The organism is Streptomyces zhihengii, assembly GCF_016919245.1.
GTDB classification, from domain to species: Bacteria; Actinomycetota; Actinomycetes; order Streptomycetales; family Streptomycetaceae; genus Streptomyces; species Streptomyces zhihengii.
Genome location: NZ_JAFEJA010000001.1, coordinates 5,401,778 through 5,420,931, shown reverse-complemented (window position 1 = coordinate 5,420,931; position 19,154 = coordinate 5,401,778). Strand labels below are relative to the sequence as shown.

General features: G+C 76.2%; 12 protein-coding genes. 11 read left to right on the top strand and 1 reads right to left on the bottom strand.

The genetic code is table 11. From position 1 onward, the window contains the following. The first annotated feature begins 1 nt into the window (after nt 1). The 9 genes from JE024_RS22995 (at nt 2) to JE024_RS22955 (ending at nt 13,977) form a co-directional block, all read left to right on the top strand. Nucleotides 2-1,267, top strand: a complete 1,266-nt coding sequence (locus JE024_RS22995; RefSeq protein WP_205375395.1) for a 6-phospho-beta-glucosidase — start codon at nt 2-4, stop codon at nt 1,265-1,267. Next, entirely contained in the window at nt 1,258-2,244 is a 987-nt protein-coding gene (locus JE024_RS22990; protein WP_205375394.1) for an N-acetylglucosamine kinase, read from the top strand. The genes JE024_RS22995 and JE024_RS22990 overlap by 10 nt, the downstream gene beginning before the upstream one ends. A 559-nt stretch (nt 2,245-2,803) precedes the next feature. Continuing rightward, complete coding sequence (locus JE024_RS22985) at nt 2,804-4,207, top strand: GlnX family signal transduction membrane protein (RefSeq protein WP_244883037.1); 1,404 nt, start codon at nt 2,804-2,806, stop codon at nt 4,205-4,207. An 11-nt stretch (nt 4,208-4,218) separates the two neighbouring features. Next, nucleotides 4,219-5,286 carry a glutamate ABC transporter substrate-binding protein gene (locus JE024_RS22980; protein WP_205375393.1) on the top strand — a complete coding sequence of 356 codons (1,068 nt, stop codon included), beginning with the start codon at nt 4,219-4,221 and terminating at the stop codon, nt 5,284-5,286. 68 nt (nt 5,287-5,354) lie between these two features. Then, on the top strand, nt 5,355-6,692 hold the full coding sequence (locus tag JE024_RS22975; RefSeq protein ID WP_205375392.1) for a coiled-coil domain-containing protein: 1,338 nt from the start codon (nt 5,355-5,357) through the stop codon (nt 6,690-6,692). Next, nucleotides 6,689-9,232: a serine/threonine-protein kinase gene (locus JE024_RS22970; RefSeq protein WP_205375391.1), complete on the top strand. Its 2,544-nt coding sequence runs from the start codon at nt 6,689-6,691 to the stop codon at nt 9,230-9,232. Before JE024_RS22975 ends, JE024_RS22970 begins: the two co-directional genes overlap by 4 nt. An 11-nt stretch (nt 9,233-9,243) precedes the next feature. Then, a complete protein-coding gene (locus JE024_RS22965) occupies nt 9,244-11,025 on the top strand; it encodes a PP2C family protein-serine/threonine phosphatase (protein WP_244883036.1) in 1,782 nt (593 codons plus the stop codon). A gap of 72 nt (nt 11,026-11,097) precedes the next feature. Then, on the top strand, nt 11,098-12,459 hold the full coding sequence (locus JE024_RS22960; RefSeq protein WP_205375390.1) for a vWA domain-containing protein: 1,362 nt from the start codon (nt 11,098-11,100) through the stop codon (nt 12,457-12,459). A 72-nt stretch (nt 12,460-12,531) separates the two neighbouring features. Then, on the top strand, nt 12,532-13,977 hold the full coding sequence (locus tag JE024_RS22955; RefSeq protein ID WP_205375389.1) for an FHA domain-containing protein: 1,446 nt from the start codon (nt 12,532-12,534) through the stop codon (nt 13,975-13,977). Between the two features lie 27 nt (nt 13,978-14,004). Here the strand turns inward: JE024_RS22955 and JE024_RS22950 are convergent, their stop codons facing one another. Then, the gene (locus JE024_RS22950) at nt 14,005-15,030 is read right to left on the bottom strand and encodes a methyltransferase domain-containing protein (RefSeq protein WP_205375388.1); all 1,026 of its coding nucleotides are present in this window, start codon (nt 15,028-15,030) and stop codon (nt 14,005-14,007) included. Nucleotides 15,031-15,178: 148 nt separating this feature from the next. Between JE024_RS22950 and JE024_RS22945 the strand changes: the two genes are divergently transcribed. Further along, a complete protein-coding gene (locus tag JE024_RS22945) occupies nt 15,179-15,586 on the top strand; it encodes a globin (protein ID WP_205375387.1) in 408 nt (135 codons plus the stop codon). 201 nt (nt 15,587-15,787) lie between these two features. Further along, nucleotides 15,788-19,153, top strand: coding sequence for an FtsX-like permease family protein (locus JE024_RS22940; RefSeq protein WP_205375386.1), 3,366 nt, complete (start codon nt 15,788-15,790; stop codon nt 19,151-19,153). Nucleotide 19,154: the final 1 nt, after the last annotated feature.

Below are 19,154 nucleotides of genomic sequence, written 5' to 3'. Positions count from 1 at the left end.
AATGAAACTCGCAGTCGTCGGGGGCGGCTCCACCTACACCCCCGAACTGATCGACGGCTTCGCGCGGATGCGCGACACCCTGCCGATCACCGAACTCGTCCTGATCGACCCGGCCGCAGACCGGCTGGAACTCGTCGGCGGCCTGGCCCGGCGGATCTTCGCCAAGCAGGGCCACGGCGGGACGATCGTCACCACCTCGGACCTCGACGCCGGGGTCGAGGGCGCCGACGCCGTCCTGCTCCAGCTCCGCGTCGGCGGCCAGGCCGCACGGCAGCAGGACGAGACCTGGCCGCTGGAGTGCGGCTGCGTCGGCCAGGAGACGACGGGCGCGGGCGGCCTCGCGAAGGCGCTGCGCACCGTCCCGGTCGTCCTGGACATCGCCGAACGGGTGCGCCGCAGCAACCCGGACGCCTGGATCATCGACTTCACCAACCCGGTGGGGATCGTGACCCGCGCGCTGCTCGGCGCCGGGCACAAGGCGGTCGGCCTGTGCAACGTGGCCATCGGGCTCCAGCGCAAGTTCGCGAAGCTGCTGGACGTCGCGCCGGGGCAGGTGCACCTCGACCACGTGGGGCTCAACCACCTCACCTGGGAGACCGGTGTGCGCATCGGCGGGCCCGACGGCGAGGACGTGCTGCCGAAGCTGCTCGCCGAACACGGCGAGGCCGTCGCCGCCGACCTGCGGCTGCCGCGGCACCTGCTGGATCGGCTCGGGGTCGTCCCCTCCTACTACCTGCGCTACTTCTACGCGCACGACGAGGTCGTCGAGGAGTCCCGCACCAAGCCCTCGCGGGCCGCCGAGGTCGCCGCCATGGAACGGCAGTTGCTGGAGATGTACGGCGACCCCGCGCTCGACGAGAAGCCGGAGCTGCTGGCCAAGCGCGGCGGGGCCTTCTACTCGGAGGCCGCGGTGGACCTCGCCGCCTCCCTGCTCGGCGGGGCGGGCGACCGGGTGCAGGTGGTGAACACCCTCAACCGGGGGACGCTGCCGTTCCTGCCGGACGACGCCGTCGTCGAGGTGCAGGCCCGGGTCGGCGCCGACGGCGCCGCACCGCTGCCCGTGCCGCGGCTCGACCCGCTCTACGCGGGGCTGATCGCCCAGGTGACCGCGTACGAGGACCTCGCCCTGGAGGCGGCCCTGCGCGGCGGCCGCGACCGGGTCTTCCGGGCCCTGCTGGCGCATCCGCTCATCGGCCAGTACGACTACGCCGACCGGCTCACCGACAGCCTGCTCGCACACAACCGGGAGCACCTCGCGTGGGCGTGAACGCGACCGTCCTCGCCATCGACGCGGGCAACAGCAAGACGGACGCCGCCTTCGTCGCCGCCGACGGGACCGTGCTGGGCACCGGCCGCGCGGGCGGCTTCCAGCCCCCGCGGGTCGGGGTCGAGGCCGCCGTCGACGTCCTCGCGGCGGCGGTCGGCGCCGCACGGGCCGCGGCCCGTGCGGCGGGCACCCCCGTCGACCGCGCCGAGCACGTCCTCGCCGCGCTCGCCAACGCCGACCTCCCGGTGGAGGAGGCCGAGCTGACGGCGGCGCTGCACGCGCGCGGCTGGGGGGACACCACCGAGGTCCGCAACGACACGTTCGCGCTGCTGCGCGCCGGGGTCGACGAGCCGCGGGGGGTCGCCGTGGTGTGCGGGGCGGGCATCAACTGCGTGGGCATGCTGCCCGACGGGCGCACCGCGCGCTTCCCCGCGATCGGGAAGCTCTCCGGGGACTGGGGAGGCGGCGGCGGCCTCGCCGAGGAGGCGCTCTGGTACGCCGCGCGCGCCGAGGACGGCCGGGGCGAACCCACCGACCTCGCCCGCACGCTGCCCGCGCACTTCGGTCTCGGCTCGGTGTACGCGCTGATCGAGGCCCTGCACCTGGGCAGGGTGGCGGCGGTCCGCCGCCACGAACTGACCCCGGTGCTCTTCGCGACGAGCGCCGGGGGCGACCCGGTGGCGAGGTCGCTGGTGCGGCGCCAGGCCGAGGAGATCGTGGCGATGGCGTCCGTCGCGCTCGGCCGGCTCGGACTCCTCGGCGAGGAGACTCCGCTGGTGCTCGGCGGGAGCGTGCTCGCGGCCCGGCACCCCCAACTGGACGCGGACATCGCCGAGCTGCTGGCGCTGAAGGCCCCCGGGGCGGTGGTCCGCGTGGTGACCGCCCCTCCGGTCCTGGGCGCGGCCCTCCTCGGTCTCGACCGCACCCCGTCCCCACCGGAGGCCCACGCGAGACTGCGGGCGCACTTCGGCGCGTGAGGCCCCCGGGGGTGCTGTGCGGGGGCGGGTCCGCTTCCGTGGGGGGTGCGTTGCCCCGCGTGCCGGTCCGTGGAGCGACACCGCGCTCCGCGCGGCGCCCTCGAACGCCGGACGGGCCGGCTTTCCCGGCCTCGCCGGCCTTTGAGGCGCGGGGGTGCGGGGGCGGAGCCCCCGCGGAGGGCCCCCGCGCTCTCGGGGCCGCGGGCCTGGGAGGCCAACGCCCCCGCCCCGGCGACGTGATGGCCCACGGGGCGCGCCCCGCACGGGGCGGCGTGACGCCCCCGGAACCCACCCCGCACGGGCAGCCTGACGCCCCCTCCCCGGGGTCGCCCGGATTCACCCGATCGGTGGGAACCGTGCGGCGGCGGGGAGCGTATTCACTGTGGGGACACAGAGGGGGGTCGGGCCAGGCACGGCGGTCGTCGCCGCGCGCCGCGACGAGTCGATCAAGATCCAGTCAATTCTGGTGTGAAGCAGTCCCCTGCGGCCATACTGCTGGCCGGGAGTCATCCGAGGACCCGCCGGGGAGCGGGCCGTCATCGACCGAGGGGGAGGTCACGTGACACACCCGCCGACGGTGGGCACAGCGCCTCAGCCGGCTCCTGCACCCGCGCCCGCGCCCGCGCCGCCGCCCCTCCCGGGGCCCGGCGCCGGAGGGTTCGGCTCCCGGGCCGAGGTCGTCCGGCGGCTGCGCGCCGCCGCGACGACCGAGCCCGGCCGGCTCCAGATCATCGGAGCCGTACTCGCCGCGCTGATGGTGGTGTTCGGCGCGGTCACGGCCCTGGAGGTCTCCGCCCGGTCGGCCGCCGCCGACGACGTGGTGGGCCGCAGCCAGCCGCTCAGCCAGGACGCCGCCTCCGTCTACCGCTCGCTCGCCGACGCCAACACCGCCGCGTCCACCGGCTTCCTCTCCGGCGCCGAGGAGCCGCGCGAGGTCAAGGAGCGCTACGAGAAGGACATCGCCCGCGCCTCCCGGCTGCTGGTCACCGCCGCCACCCACACGGACGCGGACAGCGAGTCGGGCCGCCAGATCGCCCATCTCAACGAGCATCTCCCCCGCTACACCGGCTACATGGAGACGGCGCGCGCCAACAACCGCCTGGGCCACCCGCTCGGCGGCGCGTATCTGCGGTTCGCCAGCGATCTGATGACCGAGGACCTGCTGCCCGCGGCACGCAGGCTCCACCTCGCCGAGTCCACCCGGCTGCGCGCCGACTACGACGAGGCGCGCTTCTGGCCCCTGGCGTCGGTGGCCTCCGGTGTCGCCGCGCTGGCCGTCCTCGGCTGGGCCCAGCGGCGCAACTACCGCCGCACCAACCGCGTGTTCAACCGAGGCCTGCTCGCCACCACCGTCGCGGCCGGGCTGGTGATGGTGTGGCTGGTGGCCGCCCAGGCCCTCGCGGGGGCCCGGCTGAACGACGCCGAGGTGCACGCCCAGCGCTCGCTCGACGTGCTCGGCGAGGCCCGCGTCCAGGCGCTCCAGGCACGCGCCAGCGAGAACCTCACCCTCGTCGCCCGCGGCGCCGTGCTCACCGACGACGGCAAGGCCGACAAGTACGCCGTGGAGTACGCGGAGGCGATGGACCGTCTCGGCGAGTCGCTGGACGGCGCCCTGCGCCACGCCGACGACACCGCCGGCCGGGCGCCGGTCGAAAAGGCGGTGGAGACGGTCGCCACCTGGCGGACCAGGCACGCCGACGTCACCAAGGCCGACCAGGGCGGCGACTACGACGGAGCGGTGACCCGGGTCATCGGCGGCGAGGGCTCGACCAACGAGTCCTTCGACGCCCTCGACACCGCGCTGGCCGAGGCGCTGGACCACGAGCAGCGGGAGTTCACCGCGTCCGCGAGATCCGCCGGTTCGGCGTTCACGGGCCTCGCCGCCGGCGCGGCACTGCTGGCCGTGCTCGGCGCGGTCGCCGCCGTGCTCGGCATCAACCGCAGGCTTTCGGAGTACCGGTGAGAGGGGGAGCGATGACCGAGGAGCCGACGGGCGCCCGCCGGCGCGGTGTCCGTGCCGGGCTGCGCGGCTGGGGCGGTGTCGCCGGCATGGCCGCCGCCTGCGCGCTGACCGCCGCCGTCACGCTGCTGCCGCTGTCCCACGGGGGCGCGGACGTCCTGGGCGCCGATCCCGCGGGGCGCGGCAGCGCCCTGCCGGCCAAGGCGGACGACTGCGCCGACCCCGAGGCGTCCCTGCGCCCGTCGACCGCCGGCGGGCCCAACATCGACGCCATCAAGGAGCGCGGCAAACTCGTCGTCGGCGTCGACCAGAACAGCTACCAGTGGGGCTTCCGCAGGCCGCTCGACCCCAGCGAGACGGCCGACGGCGTCGCCAAGGCCTCGGCCGGGCGCCTGGAGGGCTTCGACATCGACCTCGCCCGCGCCATCGCCGCGGACATCCTCGGCAGCGAGGACGCCATCATCTTCCGCGCGATACCGACCAACCAGCGCATCGCCGCGCTGGACAGCGGCGCGGTCGACATCGTGGTGCGCACCATGACGATCAACTGCGCCCGGATCGAGCAGGTCGCCTTCTCCACCGCCTACTTCCAGGCGGGGCAGCAGGTCCTCGCGCCCAAGGGGCAGAAGATCACGGGCTACGACGACTCCCTGTCGGGCAAGCGGGTCTGCACGGCCGAGGGCTCCACCGCCTACGAGGCGATGGAGAAGAACGCCTACGGCGCCGTCTTCCGCGACGAGCACGACGGCGGTCCCGAGGACGAGGACCTGCTCACCGTGCCGAACCAGCTCGACTGCCTGGTCAGACTCCAGCAGGGCCTGGTGGACGCCGTCGTCACCGACAACGCGCTGGCGGCCGGCCAGGCGGCCCAGGACCCTTCGGTCGAGCTGAAGGGCGCCCCCTTCACCACCGAGTACTACGGGGTGGCCACCAAGCTCGGCAAGGACGACGTGGTGCGCCGGGTGAACCACGTGCTGGACGAGTACCGCAAGGGCCCATGGATGGCGGCGTACGACCGCTGGCTGAAGGACGACCTGCCGGGCATCACGGCGCCCCCGCAGCCCAAGTACCGGGCGGGGTAGGCCCCGGGGCGGGACAGGCGGAGGGCACGACCGAAGGCCAGGACACGCACGGATCGGAGAGGTGATCGATGGGCGTCGCGGGACCCTTTTCCGGCGCGGCGGGGACCCCCCACGGGCCGGTGATGGACCGGGACGAGGTGGACCGCGCGCTGGCGCGGCTCGGCGCGGAGCACGAGGCCGTCGAGACCTCGCTCCTGGCGCTCCAGGACCACGCCGGCCGCCGGCTCCTGGAGGGCGCCGAGCTGACCGGTGTCACCAAGGACCGCTGGGCGGCCGCCGAACAGTCGATCACCCAGTTGTGGACCTACTTCGACGCCTACTCGGGAGCGCTCACCGCCATGCGCGAACTGCGCGCCCGGCGGCGCTGGTCCAGCCGTGAGGACCTGGTGGAGCTCACCGGGCGGCTGCGCGGGCGCAGCGTCACCGTCGCGGGCCAGGCGGTGCCGCCGTCGCCGGACATCGCCGGTCCGGCCCTGCTCTCCGAGGAGTTCACCCTCCAGGAGCTGGTCGCCCGGATGAACGCCCTCTACGCCTCCTCGCTGGACACCATCATCACCGCCGACGCCGTCTGGTCGGCCCTGCCGGCCCGGATAGACCTGCTCTCCGCCGAGCTGCGGCGCACCCGTTCGCTCGCCCACTCGGTCGGCGTGCGGCCGGGCGAGCACCCCTCGGGCGACGAACTGGAGTCCATCACCGCCGAGCTGGCGACCCTGCGCGCCCAGGTCGTCTCCGACCCGCTGGCCTTCTGGCGCCCCGCGCCGGGCAGTTCGGCGCCGGGCGGCGGCCGCCCCGACACCGACCGCTACGACCGGGCGGCGCGCGACCTGGAGGACGTCCGCCGGGAGATCGAGGCGGTGCTCCGGGTCCGCCAGGACTCCGAGGAGCGGCTGCTGCGGCTGCGGGACGTGCTCTCCCGGGCGGACCGCACCCTCGCCGAGGCCCGTGCGGCCCGGGGCGAGGTGCTCGCCAAGATCGCGGCGTCCGAGGTGCCCGCCGTCAGCGGACCGCCCACCGCGCTCCAGGAGCGGCTCGCCACCGCGGCCGAGTACCGCCGGCACTCCCGCTGGCACCGGCTGTCGCCGCTGCTGGAGTCGCTGGAACGGGACGCGGAGGACGAGCTGCACCGGGCCCGCGAGTCGCTGACCGCCGTCACCGCGCCGCTGGCGGTCCGCGCCGAACTGCGGGGCCGGCTCGACGCGTACAAGGCGAAGGTGGCCCGGCACGGCCTGGCCGAGGACCCGCTGCTGATCGAGCGGTACGACGCGGCGCGGCGGATGCTCTGGAGCGCGCCGTGCGATCTGCGCGTGGCCGAGCAGGCCGTGCTGCGCTACCAGCAGGCGGCGGCCGAGGTGCTCGTGCCGAGAGCGGACGGGCACGGCCTTCAGGACAGCAGGGGGGATTCATGAGCGAGAACACGAACTGCCAGCGCCCCGGCTGCGAGGGCTCCTACGAGGACATGGGCGGCGGCGAGCTGTACTGCGACACCTGCGGGCTCGCGCCCGTCGTGTCGTCCACGGGCATGGTGTCCTCGCCGCCCACCGGCCTCACCGCCGGCGGACGGGACTCGGTGTCGGCGCGCAGCGGGCGGGCGTCGTCGCGGTCGTCGACGTCGCGCAGATCGGTGTCGGGCCGGCTGTCGCGTTCGCTGACGGGCGGCAGCGCGTCCTCCCGGTCGGTGTCGGTGCGCAGTTCCGGTTCGTCGACGGCCGCCTCGGGGCGCAACCGCCTCGGCGCGGGTCTGGTCGCCGTGCCGGACGTGCCGCGGCCCGACCCCCGGTCCGCGGTGATGACCGACCCGGAGGTCCCCGAGCGCAAGCGGTTCTGCTCCCGCTCGGACTGCGGGGCGCCGGTCGGGCGCGCCCGCGGGGACCGGCCGGGGCGCACCGAGGGCTTCTGCACCAAGTGCGGCCACCCGTACTCCTTCGTGCCCAAGCTCAAGGGCGGCGACATCGTCCACGGCCAGTACGAGGTCGCGGGCTGTCTCGCGCACGGCGGTCTGGGCTGGGTGTACCTGGCGGTGGACCGGGCGGTGTCGGACCGCTGGGTGGTCCTCAAGGGCCTGCTGGACACGGGCGACCAGGACGCGATGGCGGCGGCGATCTCCGAGCGGCGCTTCCTCGCCGAGATCGAGCACTCCAACATCGTGCGCATCTACAACTTCGTCGAGCACCTCGACCAGCGCACCGGCTCCCTCGACGGCTACATCGTCATGGAGTACGTCGGCGGCAAGTCGCTGAAGGAGATCGCCAACGCGCGCCGCGGCCCGGACGGGCGGCGCGACCCGCTGCCGGTCGAGCAGGCCTGCGCGTACGGCATCGAGGCGCTGGAGGCGCTCGGCCATCTGCACAGCAGGAACCTCCTCTACTGCGACTTCAAGGTCGACAACGCCATCCAGCAGCAGGACCAGCTCAAGCTGATCGACATGGGCGCGGTCCGCCGGATGGACGACGACGAGTCGGCGATCTACGGGACGGTGGGCTACCAGGCGCCCGAGGTGGCCGAGGTCGGGCCGTCGGTCGCCTCCGACCTCTACACGGTCGCCCGCACCCTCGCGGTGATGACGTTCGACTTCCAGGGCTACACGAACGTCTTCGTCGACAGCCTGCCCGATCCCGGGAACATCCCCGTCTTCCGTACCTACGAGTCGTTCTACCGGCTGCTGGTGCGGGCCACCGACCCGGACCCGGCGCGCCGGTTCGCCTCGGCGCAGGAGATGGCCGACCAGCTCACCGGGGTGCTCCGGGAGGTCGTCGCCATGCAGACGGGGCGGCCGCGCCCCGCGCTGTCGACGCTCTTCGGCCCGGAACTGCGGGTGACGGACACCGTGTTGTTCGCCGAGCTCACCGAGGACACCTCCGCGCTGGGCGCACGGCGGACCGGCCGCGCGGCGCGCGGCGCGCCCGCGCTGCCCCCGGGCGCCGCGCTGCCCGCGCAGCGCGCGGCGGGCACCCCCGCGGCACCGGCCCCGCAGGGTGCCGCGCACCTGGCGCCCCTGGACACCCGGGCCGGCGCCCTGGCGCTCCCCGTCCCCCGCGTCGACCCCCACGACCCCAACGCCGGTTTCCTCGCGGGGCTGATGGCCTCGGCCCCGGCCGAGCTGATCACCGCGCTCCAGGGGGTGCCTGCGAGTTCCACGGAGACGCTGCTGCGCGAGCTGCGCGCCCGCCTCGAACTGGGCGAGGCCACCCCGGCGTCGGGCACGCTCGCCACCCTGGAGAGCCGGCACCCCGACGACTGGCGGGTCGTCTGGTACCGGGGCGTCGCCTCGCTGGTGCACGGCGACCACGAGACGGCGGCGCTCTCCTTCGACGCGGTGTACGACGCGTTCCCCGGCGAGTGCGCGCCCAAGCTGGCGCTCGGCCTGTGCGCGGAGGTGCTCGGCCAGCTCGACAACGCGGCGGACTACTACCGCCTGGTGTGGACGACGGACCCGAGCTTCGTCAGCGCGGCGTTCGGGCTCGCCCGGGTGCAGCTCGCGGCGGGCGACCGGCCGGGAGCCGTACGGACGCTGGAGTCGGTGCCCGAGGCGTCCATCCACTACACGGCCGCCCGGGTGGCCGCCGTGCGTTCGCGGCTGCGGCGACGCGCCGCGCACGAGGCGCTGCTCGCCGACCTCACGGCGTCCGCGGCGCAGGTGGAGGCCCTGGCGGCGTTCGGTCTGGACGCGGTGCGCCGGGAGAAGTTGGCGACCGAGGTGCTCGGCACCGCGCTCGACTGGGTAATCTCCGGTAGTCCCGGAGCCGGGCCGTCCACGGCGGCGGCGCCCGCCGCCGCGCCGGGTCCGGACGGACCGCCGGCGCTGCTGGGCAGCCCGCTGGACGAACGCGGTCTGCGCTTCGGGCTGGAGCGTTCGTACCGGGTCCTGGCCCGGCTCGCCCAGCGCGGCGAGGAACGGATAGAGCTGGTGGAGCGGGCGAACCGCTACCGCCCCCGGACGTGGGTGTGATGATGGCGCAGATGCACCAGTCGGCCGACGGGCAGTCCTGCCCCGGCTGCGAGGAGCCGGTGGAGTCGGGCGACCGGTTCTGCGGGGCCTGCGGGTACGACCTGTCGGCCCTCGCGGCGCCGGGCACCGACCGCCCCACCCAGGCGCTCGGCACCCCGGTGGAGTGGCCCACGGCCGCCGGCACCGACACCTCGGGCATGTCCCCGCCCACCCAGCACCCCGCCGACCTCGCCGAGTCCGCGGCCACCTCCGCCGGCGCCCAGGCCGCCACTCCCCCGTCGGGCGCCGCGCCCACCCCGCCGCCGGCACCTCCGGCCGGTGCGGCCGGCGCCCGGCCCACCCCGCCGCCACCGCCGGTGCCTCCGGCGGCCGTTGCCGGCGCGCACGGTGCCGCGCCGGCGGCCCCGCCGATGCCGCCCGCCCCTCCCGCCGGCCCGCAGCCCACCCCGCCCGCACCGCCGTCGGCCGCGGCCCCCGCCCCCGGGTACGGCCCGGCCGTGCCGCCCGCGGCCGGTTCCGGCGGCGCCCCGGCCACCGGCCCGGCGGGGGCCTCCGGTGACGGCGCCGCGTACGGCGGCACGCCGACGGGCCCCGCTGGTCCGGCCGCCCCCGGCGCCGGCGCTCTGCCGGCGGAGGCGCCGCGGGCCACCGGCACGGTGCCCGGGCCCTCGGGCGGCGGGCACGACCGTGCGCCCGGCCCGGTCGAGGGCGGGGCCGGACACCCCGCCGCCGGGCAGGACACCGCCCAGGTGCGCTACGACACCCCTCGTTCGGAGGACTTCGAGCTGGCGGCCCCCCGGCCGGGCACGGCCGTCGCCGTGGACCCGCGGACCGCTCAGCCGCCGCCCGCCCCCGCCGCCGCCGGCGGCAAGCTGTGCGTGGCCTGCCGGGCGGGCCATGTGGACACCGACGGCTACTGCGAGAACTGCGGTCACGCACAGCCGCGCGAGCGCGACCACATGGAGCAGGAGCTCGGTTCGGTCGCGGCCGTCAGCGACCGGGGCCTGCGCCACCACCGCAACGAGGACGCGTTCGCCGTCTCGTCGACCGCCCTCCCCGACGGCTCGCCCGCCGTGGTCGCCGTCGTCTGCGACGGGGTGTCCTCGGCGACCCGCCCCGACGAGGCGTCCGCCGCCGCCGCGCGCGCCGCCAACGAGCGGCTGCTGGCCGTCCTGCCGCTCGGCACCAACCCGCAGCAGGCGATGCGCGAGGCCATCGTCGCGGCCTCGGAGGCGGTCAACTCCCTTGCCTCGGACGACCCCGACCCCGAGTCCGGCCGCCACCGGAACGCGCCCGCCTGCACGATCGTCGGCGCCGTGTCGGCCGGCGGTCTGCTGATCGTCGGCTGGGTCGGCGACAGCCGCGCCTACTGGGTCCCGGACGACCGCAGCGTGGCGCCCGCCCGGCTGACCGAGGACGACTCCTGGGCGGCCCAGATGGTCGCCGCCGGCCTGATGAACGAGGCGGAGGCGTACGCGGACGAGCGCGCCCACGCCATCACCGGCTGGCTCGGCGCGGACGCCTACGAACTGGACCCGCACACCCAGGCGTTCAAGCCCGACCGCCCCGGTGTCGTCGTGGTCTGCACGGACGGCCTGTGGAACTACGCCGAGGGCGCCGACGACATGGCCCGGGTGGTGCCCGGGGACGCGGCGCTGCGTCCGCTGCACAGTGCGCAGATGCTGGTCGGCCACGCGCTCGACGGCGGTGGCCACGACAACGTGACGGTGGCGGTGCTCCCGTTCGCCGTGCCGGCCGGCGACCCGGCCCCGCCGGTCCCCGCGACGCCGTAGCCGAGGGCCCCCGGCCCGCCCGTCGCACCGCCCCCGCGTCCTTGCCCGATGGAGCCCCGAGGAGCCGATCAGATGGCCGTTTTCTCCAAGTCCCAGGTGCCGCAGTTCTCCGTCGACGTCTACCAGAACGCCTACCTCCCGGAGGGCGGTCGTGAGGTCAACGCGATCGTCACCGTGACGTCCACCGGCGGCGGCACGACGGGCGGCATCCCGCTGACGGGCGCGACATCGGCCCCCTCGGCCCTGCCGGGGCAGGCCGCGCCCTCGGCGGGCGTGGTCCTGATGGTCGACTGCTCCGGCTCGATGGACTATCCGCCCACGAAGATGCGCAACGCCCGGGACGCGACCGCCGCCGCCGTCGACACGCTGCACGACGGCGTCGCGTTCGCGGTGGTCGCGGGCACCCACAAGGCGACCGAGGTCTACCCGGGCAACGGCCGGCTCGCGGTCGCCGGCCCGGCCACGCGCGCACAGGCCAAGGAGGCACTGCGCCGGCTGACCGCCGGCGGCGGCACGGCGATCGGCACCTGGCTGCGGCTGGCGGACCGGCTGCTCTCCTCCGCGGACCTGACGATCCGGCACGGCATCGCGCTGACCGACGGGCGCAACGAGCACGAGTCGCCCGAGGAGCTGCGGGCCGCGCTGGACGCGTGCGCGGGCCGCTTCACCTGCGACGCCCGCGGGGTGGGCACGGACTGGGAGGTCAAGGAGGTCACCGGCATCGCCTCCGCGCTGCTGGGCACCGCCGACATCGTCGCCGATCCGGCCGGTCTGGCCGCCGACTTCACCTCGATGATGGAGAAGGCGATGGGCAAGGGGGTCGCGGACGTGGCGCTGCGGCTGTGGACCCCGGTCGGCGTGGAGATCGTCTTCGTGAAGCAGGTCGCGCCCACCGTGGAGGACCTCACCGGCCGTCGCACCGGGGCCGGTCCGCGGGCCGGCGACTACCCGACGGGGTCCTGGGGCGACGAGTCCCGCGACTACCACGTCTGCGTGCGGGTCCCCGAGGCCGGTGTGGGGCAGGAGATGCTCGCGGCCCGGGTCTCGCTGATCGCGCCCGCTCCCGGCGGCGGCGCTCCGGAGGTCCTCTCGCAGGGCCTGGTGCGCGCGGTGTGGACGGACGACCTCGCCGCGTCGACGGCGATCAACGCTCAGGTGGCGCACTACACCGGGCAGGCCGAACTGGCCCAGGTCATCCAACAAGGGCTGCAAGCGCGCAAATCGGGTGACATAGGGGGAGCGACGGCCAAACTGGGCCGCGCCGTGCAGTTGGCGGCCCGCTCCGGCAACGAGGACACTGCGAAACTCCTTTCGAAGGTGGTGGACGTGGTCGACGTGGCGACGGGTACTGTGCGACTGAAGGCGAAGGTCGCGGACGCGGACGAGATGACGCTCGAGACGCGCTCCACCAAGACCGTTCGCGTGAAGAAGTAACGCGCGCGACAGCACGCACGAGCAGACGCGAAACGGCCCCCGGGCCGGAGAAGGAGAGGGGGAAGCGCCGACATGCCGACCTGCCCGAACGGACACCAGTCGGGTTCCGACGACTGGTGCGAGGTCTGTGGCCACCGCATGGCCGGCCCCGGCGCCGCGGCCGGAGCCGTACCGCCGCCCCCTCCCCCGCCGCCTCCCGCCTACGGCTACCCGGGCCCCGGGGGCGACGGCTACCCCGGCCCCGCCGACGGCCCTCCGGGACCGGCCGGCGACCCGCACGCGACGGCGCAGGCCGAGCTCTGCCCGCAGTGCCGTACGCCGCGTGAGGCGATGGCGCCGTTCTGCGAGGAGTGCCGGTACAACTTCCTGACGCAGACGGCCACCTCGTACACCCCGATCTCCCCGCCGCCGCAGCCCGGGCTCAATCTGCCCCCCGGCTTCCAGGCGCAGCCCGGGCCGCCGCCCGGTCCGCCGCGGGACCCCTTCGACTACCAGGGCTCGCGTCCTTCGCAGATGAACCGCCCGGCGGAGCCGCTGAGCCACGACCCGTCCCAGGGCCCCGGCCACGGTCCCGGTCCCGCCCCGGGTCAGGGCCCCGGCCCGATGCAGGGTCCCGGCCCCGACCAGGGCCCCGGTCCGAGCCCGTTCCCGAACCCCGACCAGGGCCCCGGTCCGAGCCCGTTCTCGAACCCCGGTCAGGGCGCGGCCCCCGGTCCGTTCCCGGGACCGGGCGGGCAGCAGCCCCCGCAGGGGTTCCCGCCGCCCGTGCCGTCGGCGTTCCAGCAGGGCGGGCCGCCCGCTCCGCCCGCGTACCCGCAGCCGTCGCCGCCCGCGCCGCCGCAGCACACCGGCGGTGACGACTGGATGCTGTCGCCCCCGTCGCGCACCCAGTCGCCCCCGCCGCCGGCCGGCCCCCAGGCGCCTCAGGGCCCCCAGGGTCCGCAGAGTCCTCAGGCGCCTCAGGGTCCGCAGAGCCCTTCGCCGTTCGGGCAGCAGCCCCCGCCGGGGCAGCACCAGGGTCCGCCGCCGCACCAGGCGCCGCCGCAGGGCGGCCCGCACGGGGCGCCCCAGGGGCAGCAGCCGCCGCACTTCCCGTCCCAGGCGCAGGGGCCGGCCGGCTGGACGGCCGTGATCGCACCGGACCGCGACTACTTCATGGCGATGATGCAGCGCAGCGGCCCCGAGGCGACCGGCCTGAACCTGCCGGCCTACTCGCCGGAGCACCGGCTTCCGCTCTCGGGCAACCAGGTCAGCATCGGCCGCCGCCGGCACTCGACCGGGGAGTCCCCGGACATCGACCTGTCGGTGCCCCCGGAGGACCCGGGCGTCTCGCACCAGCACGCGGTGCTGGTGCAGCAGCCGGACGGGAGCTGGGCGGTGGTCGACCAGAACTCCACCAACGGCACCACGCTCAACGGCGCCGAGGACCCGATCCAGCCCTATGTGCCGATCCCGCTCCAGGACGGCGACCGGGTGCACGTGGGCGCCTGGACGACGATCACCGTCCGCCGGGGCTGACGGCTCCGGCCCGCCGGGCCGGGGGCGTCACGCCTCCGGCCCGCCGAGCGGCCAGACGTACGGACCCTCCGGGTCGTCCAGCCATGCCCACTGACGGCCCCCGCGGACGGTGACGCCGAACCGGTCCCGCCGGGGCCGGTGCTCGCGTTCCCACAGGGAGAGCGCCTCGCGCGGGTCGAGGCTGTCGGCGGTCAGCGTCAGCAGGAAGCGGAAGAGCTCGTTCTCGATCGCCCGGCGGGGCAGTCCGCCCGCGCTGTTCTCGGGCACCCCCATGCCGCCGCGCAGGGGCACGAAGTAGGCGGAGGTCCGCAGGAAGCGCCCCTCGGCGCTCGGCCGCCCGTCCGCGTCGGCGCCGACCCGCAGCGCCATCAGCCCGGTGGAGAGCGGGGCGACGATACGGGCGCCGGGATGGCACTGGGCGGGCCAGTCGGGCGGCACCGACGGCAGCGTGCAGGTGGCGACGACGGCGTCGAACGGCGCCCGTTCACGGCAGCCGCGGGCGCCGTCGCCGGTGACCACGACGGGCCGGCGGCCGGCCTCGGCCAGATGGGACCGGGCGGACTCGGTGATGTCGGGGTCGAGGTCCACGGTGGTGACCGCGTCGTCGCCGAGCCGGTGCGCGAGCAGTGCCGCGTTGTAGCCGGTGCCCGCGCCGATCTCCAGCACGGTGTCGCCGCCGCGGAGTTCGAGCGCGTCGAGCATCACCGCCATCAGGGACGGCTGGCTCGACGACGTCAGCAGGGCGCCGTCGCGCAGCCGGGTGGCGAGCGGCCCGTCCTCGTACGCCCCGCTGAGCCACCGGGCGCGCCGCCCCGGGTCGGGGTCCTCGCGCCAGAGCCGTTCGTAGACCCCGCCCTCGACCACGAAGTAGCTGGGGACGAAGAGGTGGCGGGGCACCTCCTCGAAGGCCGCCCGCCAGGCCGGGTCCGCCAGTCCTCCGCCGCGGACGATCTCGCGCACCATGGCGGCCCGCGCCTCGGCGCCGGCGCGGGCGAACGGATCCGCCCCGGCGCCGGGGCGCGGGCCGTGCGGCGGTCCGGCGTGTGCGGCCATGTCTCCACTGTCCTTCGCCCGGACATCCGGGGCGAGCCGCCGGGGCGGCCGTGCCCCGCGGCGGCGGGGCGGGACCGGTCGGGATCAAGGGGGATTCAGGGGTCCTAGGGCCTGAGGACTCGGCCGGGGTGTCTGAGACGATGGACGGGTGAACGAGATTCCGCGCGGGACGCTTCAGGAGCAGACCTTCTACGAGCAGGTCGGCGGCGAGGAGACCTTTCGACGCCTCGTCCACCGGTTCTACCAGGGCGTCGCCGACGACCCGTTGCTGCGGCCGATGTACCCGGAGGAGGACCTCGGTCCCGCCGAGGAGCGGCTGGTGCTCTTCCTGATGCAGTACTGGGGCGGGCCCCGGACGTACAGCGACAACCGCGGGCACCCGCGGCTGCGGATGCGCCACGCCCCCTTCACGGTCGACCGGGCGGCGCACGACGCGTGGCTGAAGCACATGCGGGTGGCGGTGGACGAGCTGGGCCTCTCCGCCGAGCACGAGCACCAGTTGTGGAGCTACCTGACCTACGCGGCCGCGTCGATGGTCAACGCCCCGGATCAGTAGCCACGTTCTCACCCAGCGCTCACGGAGCCACACATTCCGGTCACCGGGCGCCGGATAACGGTCACGATCGGGTCAAGGTCGTCCGGCAAGCGGTTACCCCCGGCAGGTGTCCTCTGAAAGCATCTCCGGAGTACTCAGGGGCGGCCCGCCCGTACCGCCTCGCCGGACCGGCCGGGGGCAGCGGGCCGGGGCGGGGGACGAGTGACGGGGTTCGTACTGCTGCGCGTCAGGGCGCACAGACTGCTGCTGGCCGCGGCGCTGCTCGCCGTCGTGCTGACCACCTGTGTGCTGTCCGCGCTCGCCGCCTTCTCCGGATCGGTCGGCGACGCCGCCCTGCGCCACACCCTCGGCACCCGGGAGGCGGCCGGCGCCGCCCTCACCGTCGGCGCCCGGACCCCGGGCGAACACCGCGAGGCCGCCGACGAGGCCGTCGCCCGCGGTGCCGCGGCCTCCTTCGACGGCCTGCCCGTCACCGTCCGCAAGCTGGAGCGCTCGGGCGCCTACGCGCTGCCGCGGTCCTTGCAGAGCCCCGAGGCGCGCAAGGGCGAACCCGATCTCACGCACTTCGCCGCCCTGGACCCGGCGCGGGTCGACATCGTGGCCGGGCGGCTGCCGGGCCCCGCGGGCGCGAACGGGCCCGTCCAGGTCGCCCTGCCGGAGGCGGCCGCGAAGCTGCTGGACCTGACGGTGGGCGCACGGCTCGACCTCACCGACCGGCTCACCGAGAAGCCGCTCGCCGCCGAGATCGTCGGCGTGTACCGGGTCGCCGACCCGGCCGACCCGTACTGGCAGCTCGACCCGCTCGCCGGACGCGGGGTGCGCTCCGCCGTCTTCACCACCTACGGGCCCCTGTTCGCCGATCCGGGGCTGCTCGCCTCGGGCCGCACCGGGACGGGCGACTCGGCGTGGATCGCCCGGGCCGACTTCCGCACCATGACCACCGACCGGATCGGCGCACTGCACACGGCCGCCGTCGCGGGGCCGGAGGCGCTCGGCAAGGACCCCGTCTTCGCCGGGTCCGTGACGGTGCGCACCTCGCTGCCGACGGTGCTGGCGCAGAGCGAGCGGGCCCTGCTGGTGGCCCGTTCGACCCTGCTGATCGTGGCCGTGCAGCTCGTGGTCCTCGCGGGCTACACCCTGCTGCTGGTGGCCCGGCTGCTGAGCAGCGAGCGGGCCGGGGAGACCGGCCTGCTGCGGGCGCGCGGCGCGTCCCGGGGGCGGATCACCGGGCTCGCCTCCGTCGAGGCGCTGCTGCTCGCGCTGCCCGCCGCCGTGTGCGCGCCGCTGCTCGCGGGGCCGCTGACCCGGCTGCTCGCGTCCCGTTCCTCGCTCGGCGACAGCGGTCTGCGGGTCGGTGACGCGCCGGCCGCCCAGGTGTGGCTGGTGGCCGTCGCGGTGGCGGTGTGCTGCGCCGCGGCCGTGGTGGCCCCCGCGCTCGGCGCGGGCGGCGAGGGGCCCCGGCGGGGCCGTGGCCGCACGCTGCCCGGCCCGGTGCGGGCCGGCGCCGACCTCGGGCTGCTGGCCGTCGCGGCGGTCGCGTTCTGGCAGCTCGACCGGCAGACCGGGGCCGCCGGCGGCGGTGCGCTGAGCGGCGACCGGGAGGGCGAGCTCGGGATCGACCCGCTGCTGGTCGTGGCGCCCGCGCTGGCCCTGCTGGCGGGCACCGTGCTGACCCTGCGGCTGCTGCCGCCGGTCGCCCGGCTCGCCGAGCGGTGGGCGGCGGCGGGCCGCGGTCTGCCGCTGGCGCTGGCGGGCTGGCAGTTCAGCCGGCGCCCGCTGCGCGGCGCGGGCCCGGTGCTGCTGCTGGTGCTCGCGGTGGCGATGGGCATGCTCGCGATCGGGCAGAGCGCCTCGTGGGACCGCTCGCAGGACGACCAGGCCGACTTCCGCTCGGGCACCTCGGTGCGGGTGCTGGACACCGGCACGGCGGGGCCGGGCGACGCCGGACGGTACGCGGCCCTGCCCGGCGTGCGCGCGGCGGCCCCCGCCGTGCGGGCGTCCGTCGGTCTGTCGGCGAACCGCACCGCGACGGTGCTGGCGCTGGACACCACGGGCGCGGGCGACCGTCTGCTGATGCGCGGCGACCTCGCGGACGGCGACCTCGACGCGGTGCTCGGTGCCCTGGAGCCGGCCGGGGGCGGCCGCCCCGGTCTGCCGCTGCCCGAGGACGCGCGGCGTGCCGTGCTCGACCTGCGGATCTCGGCCGAGGGCGTGCGGGGCGGCGCCTCGCCGTCGGGGACGCGGATCCCGGTGGTGGCCGTGCTGGAGGACCGCTACGGCATCGCCCACCGGGTGGCCGCCGGCACCGTCCCCGTCGACGGCCGGGTCCATCCGGTGACCCTGGACCTGGGCACCACGGCGTCGGGCGGCCAGGCCCCGCCGGCCGGGCCGCTCGCGCTGACCGGGATACGGCTGCTCGACACCCCCGTCCCGGAGCGGGCGGAGAAGCACCGGCTGACCGTCGAACGCGTCCTGGCCGCCGGGGAGGACGGCGCCCCGCGCCCCGTCGCCGGCGCATCGGAGGCCCGCTGGGAGGCGGTGTACCAGGGGAGCAGCGGGACGACGGCCGGGGAGCCGGTGGCGCTGCGGCCCGCGGCGACGGCCGCCGCCCCGCTCAGCGTCGGCTGGACCGCGGCGCCCGACCCGCTGGGCACCGACGCCTGGGGCCGCGCCCTGTCCGCCGCGGACTTCGGCGTACGCGTCGACGCCGTGCGCCCGCCCGCGCCGGAGGAGATCCCCGCCGTGGTCACCGACGCGTTCCTGGACGCCTCCGGAGCGGCGCGCGGCGAGAGCGTGGACCTCACGTTCGGCGGCCGGGACCTGCGGGTCACCGTGGCGGAAGTGGTCCGGCGGCTGCCGACGACGGGCACCGGCGCGGGCGCGGCCGCCCTCGACGGCGCGGACCGGACCGCTGCCGCGGCCGCCGACGGCGGCGGTGTCCTGCTGGACTTCCGGACCGTCAACGCCGTCCTCGCCCAGGACGGCAGCGCCTCGCTGACCCCGTCCGAGTGGTGGCTGTCCACCGAGCCGGGCCGGTCCGACGACGTGGCCGCGGCGCTGCGCGCGCTCCCGGACGCGGACGGCGCGCAGGTACTGGTCCGCGACGAGACGGCGGCCGAGCTGCACGGCGACCCGCTGGGCGCCGGACCCCGCTCGGCGCTGCTCGCGGTCGCCGTGGTCGCCGCCGCCCTGGCCGCCGTCGGCTTCGCGGTGAGCGCCGCCGGGTCGCTGCGCGAGCGGTCGTCGGAGTTCGCGGTGCTGCGGGCCCTCGGCGCCCCGCGCCGCAGGCTCGCCCGGCTGATGGCCGCGGAGCAGGGGGTGCTGATCGGTATCGCGCTGCTCGTCGGCGTGGCCCTGGGCGCCGTGCTGACACGGGCGGTCGTGCCGCTGATCGTGCTGACCGGGCAGGCGACCCAGCCGGTGCCGGGGGTCCTGGTCGAACTGCCCGTGGGGCGGGTCGCGCTGCTGCTCGCCGGTGTGGCGGCGCTGCCGCTGCTGATCGTCGCCGTCATCGCCCTGCGCCGCCCGGACCCCGCGGTGACACTGCGCCACCAGGGGGACAACTGAC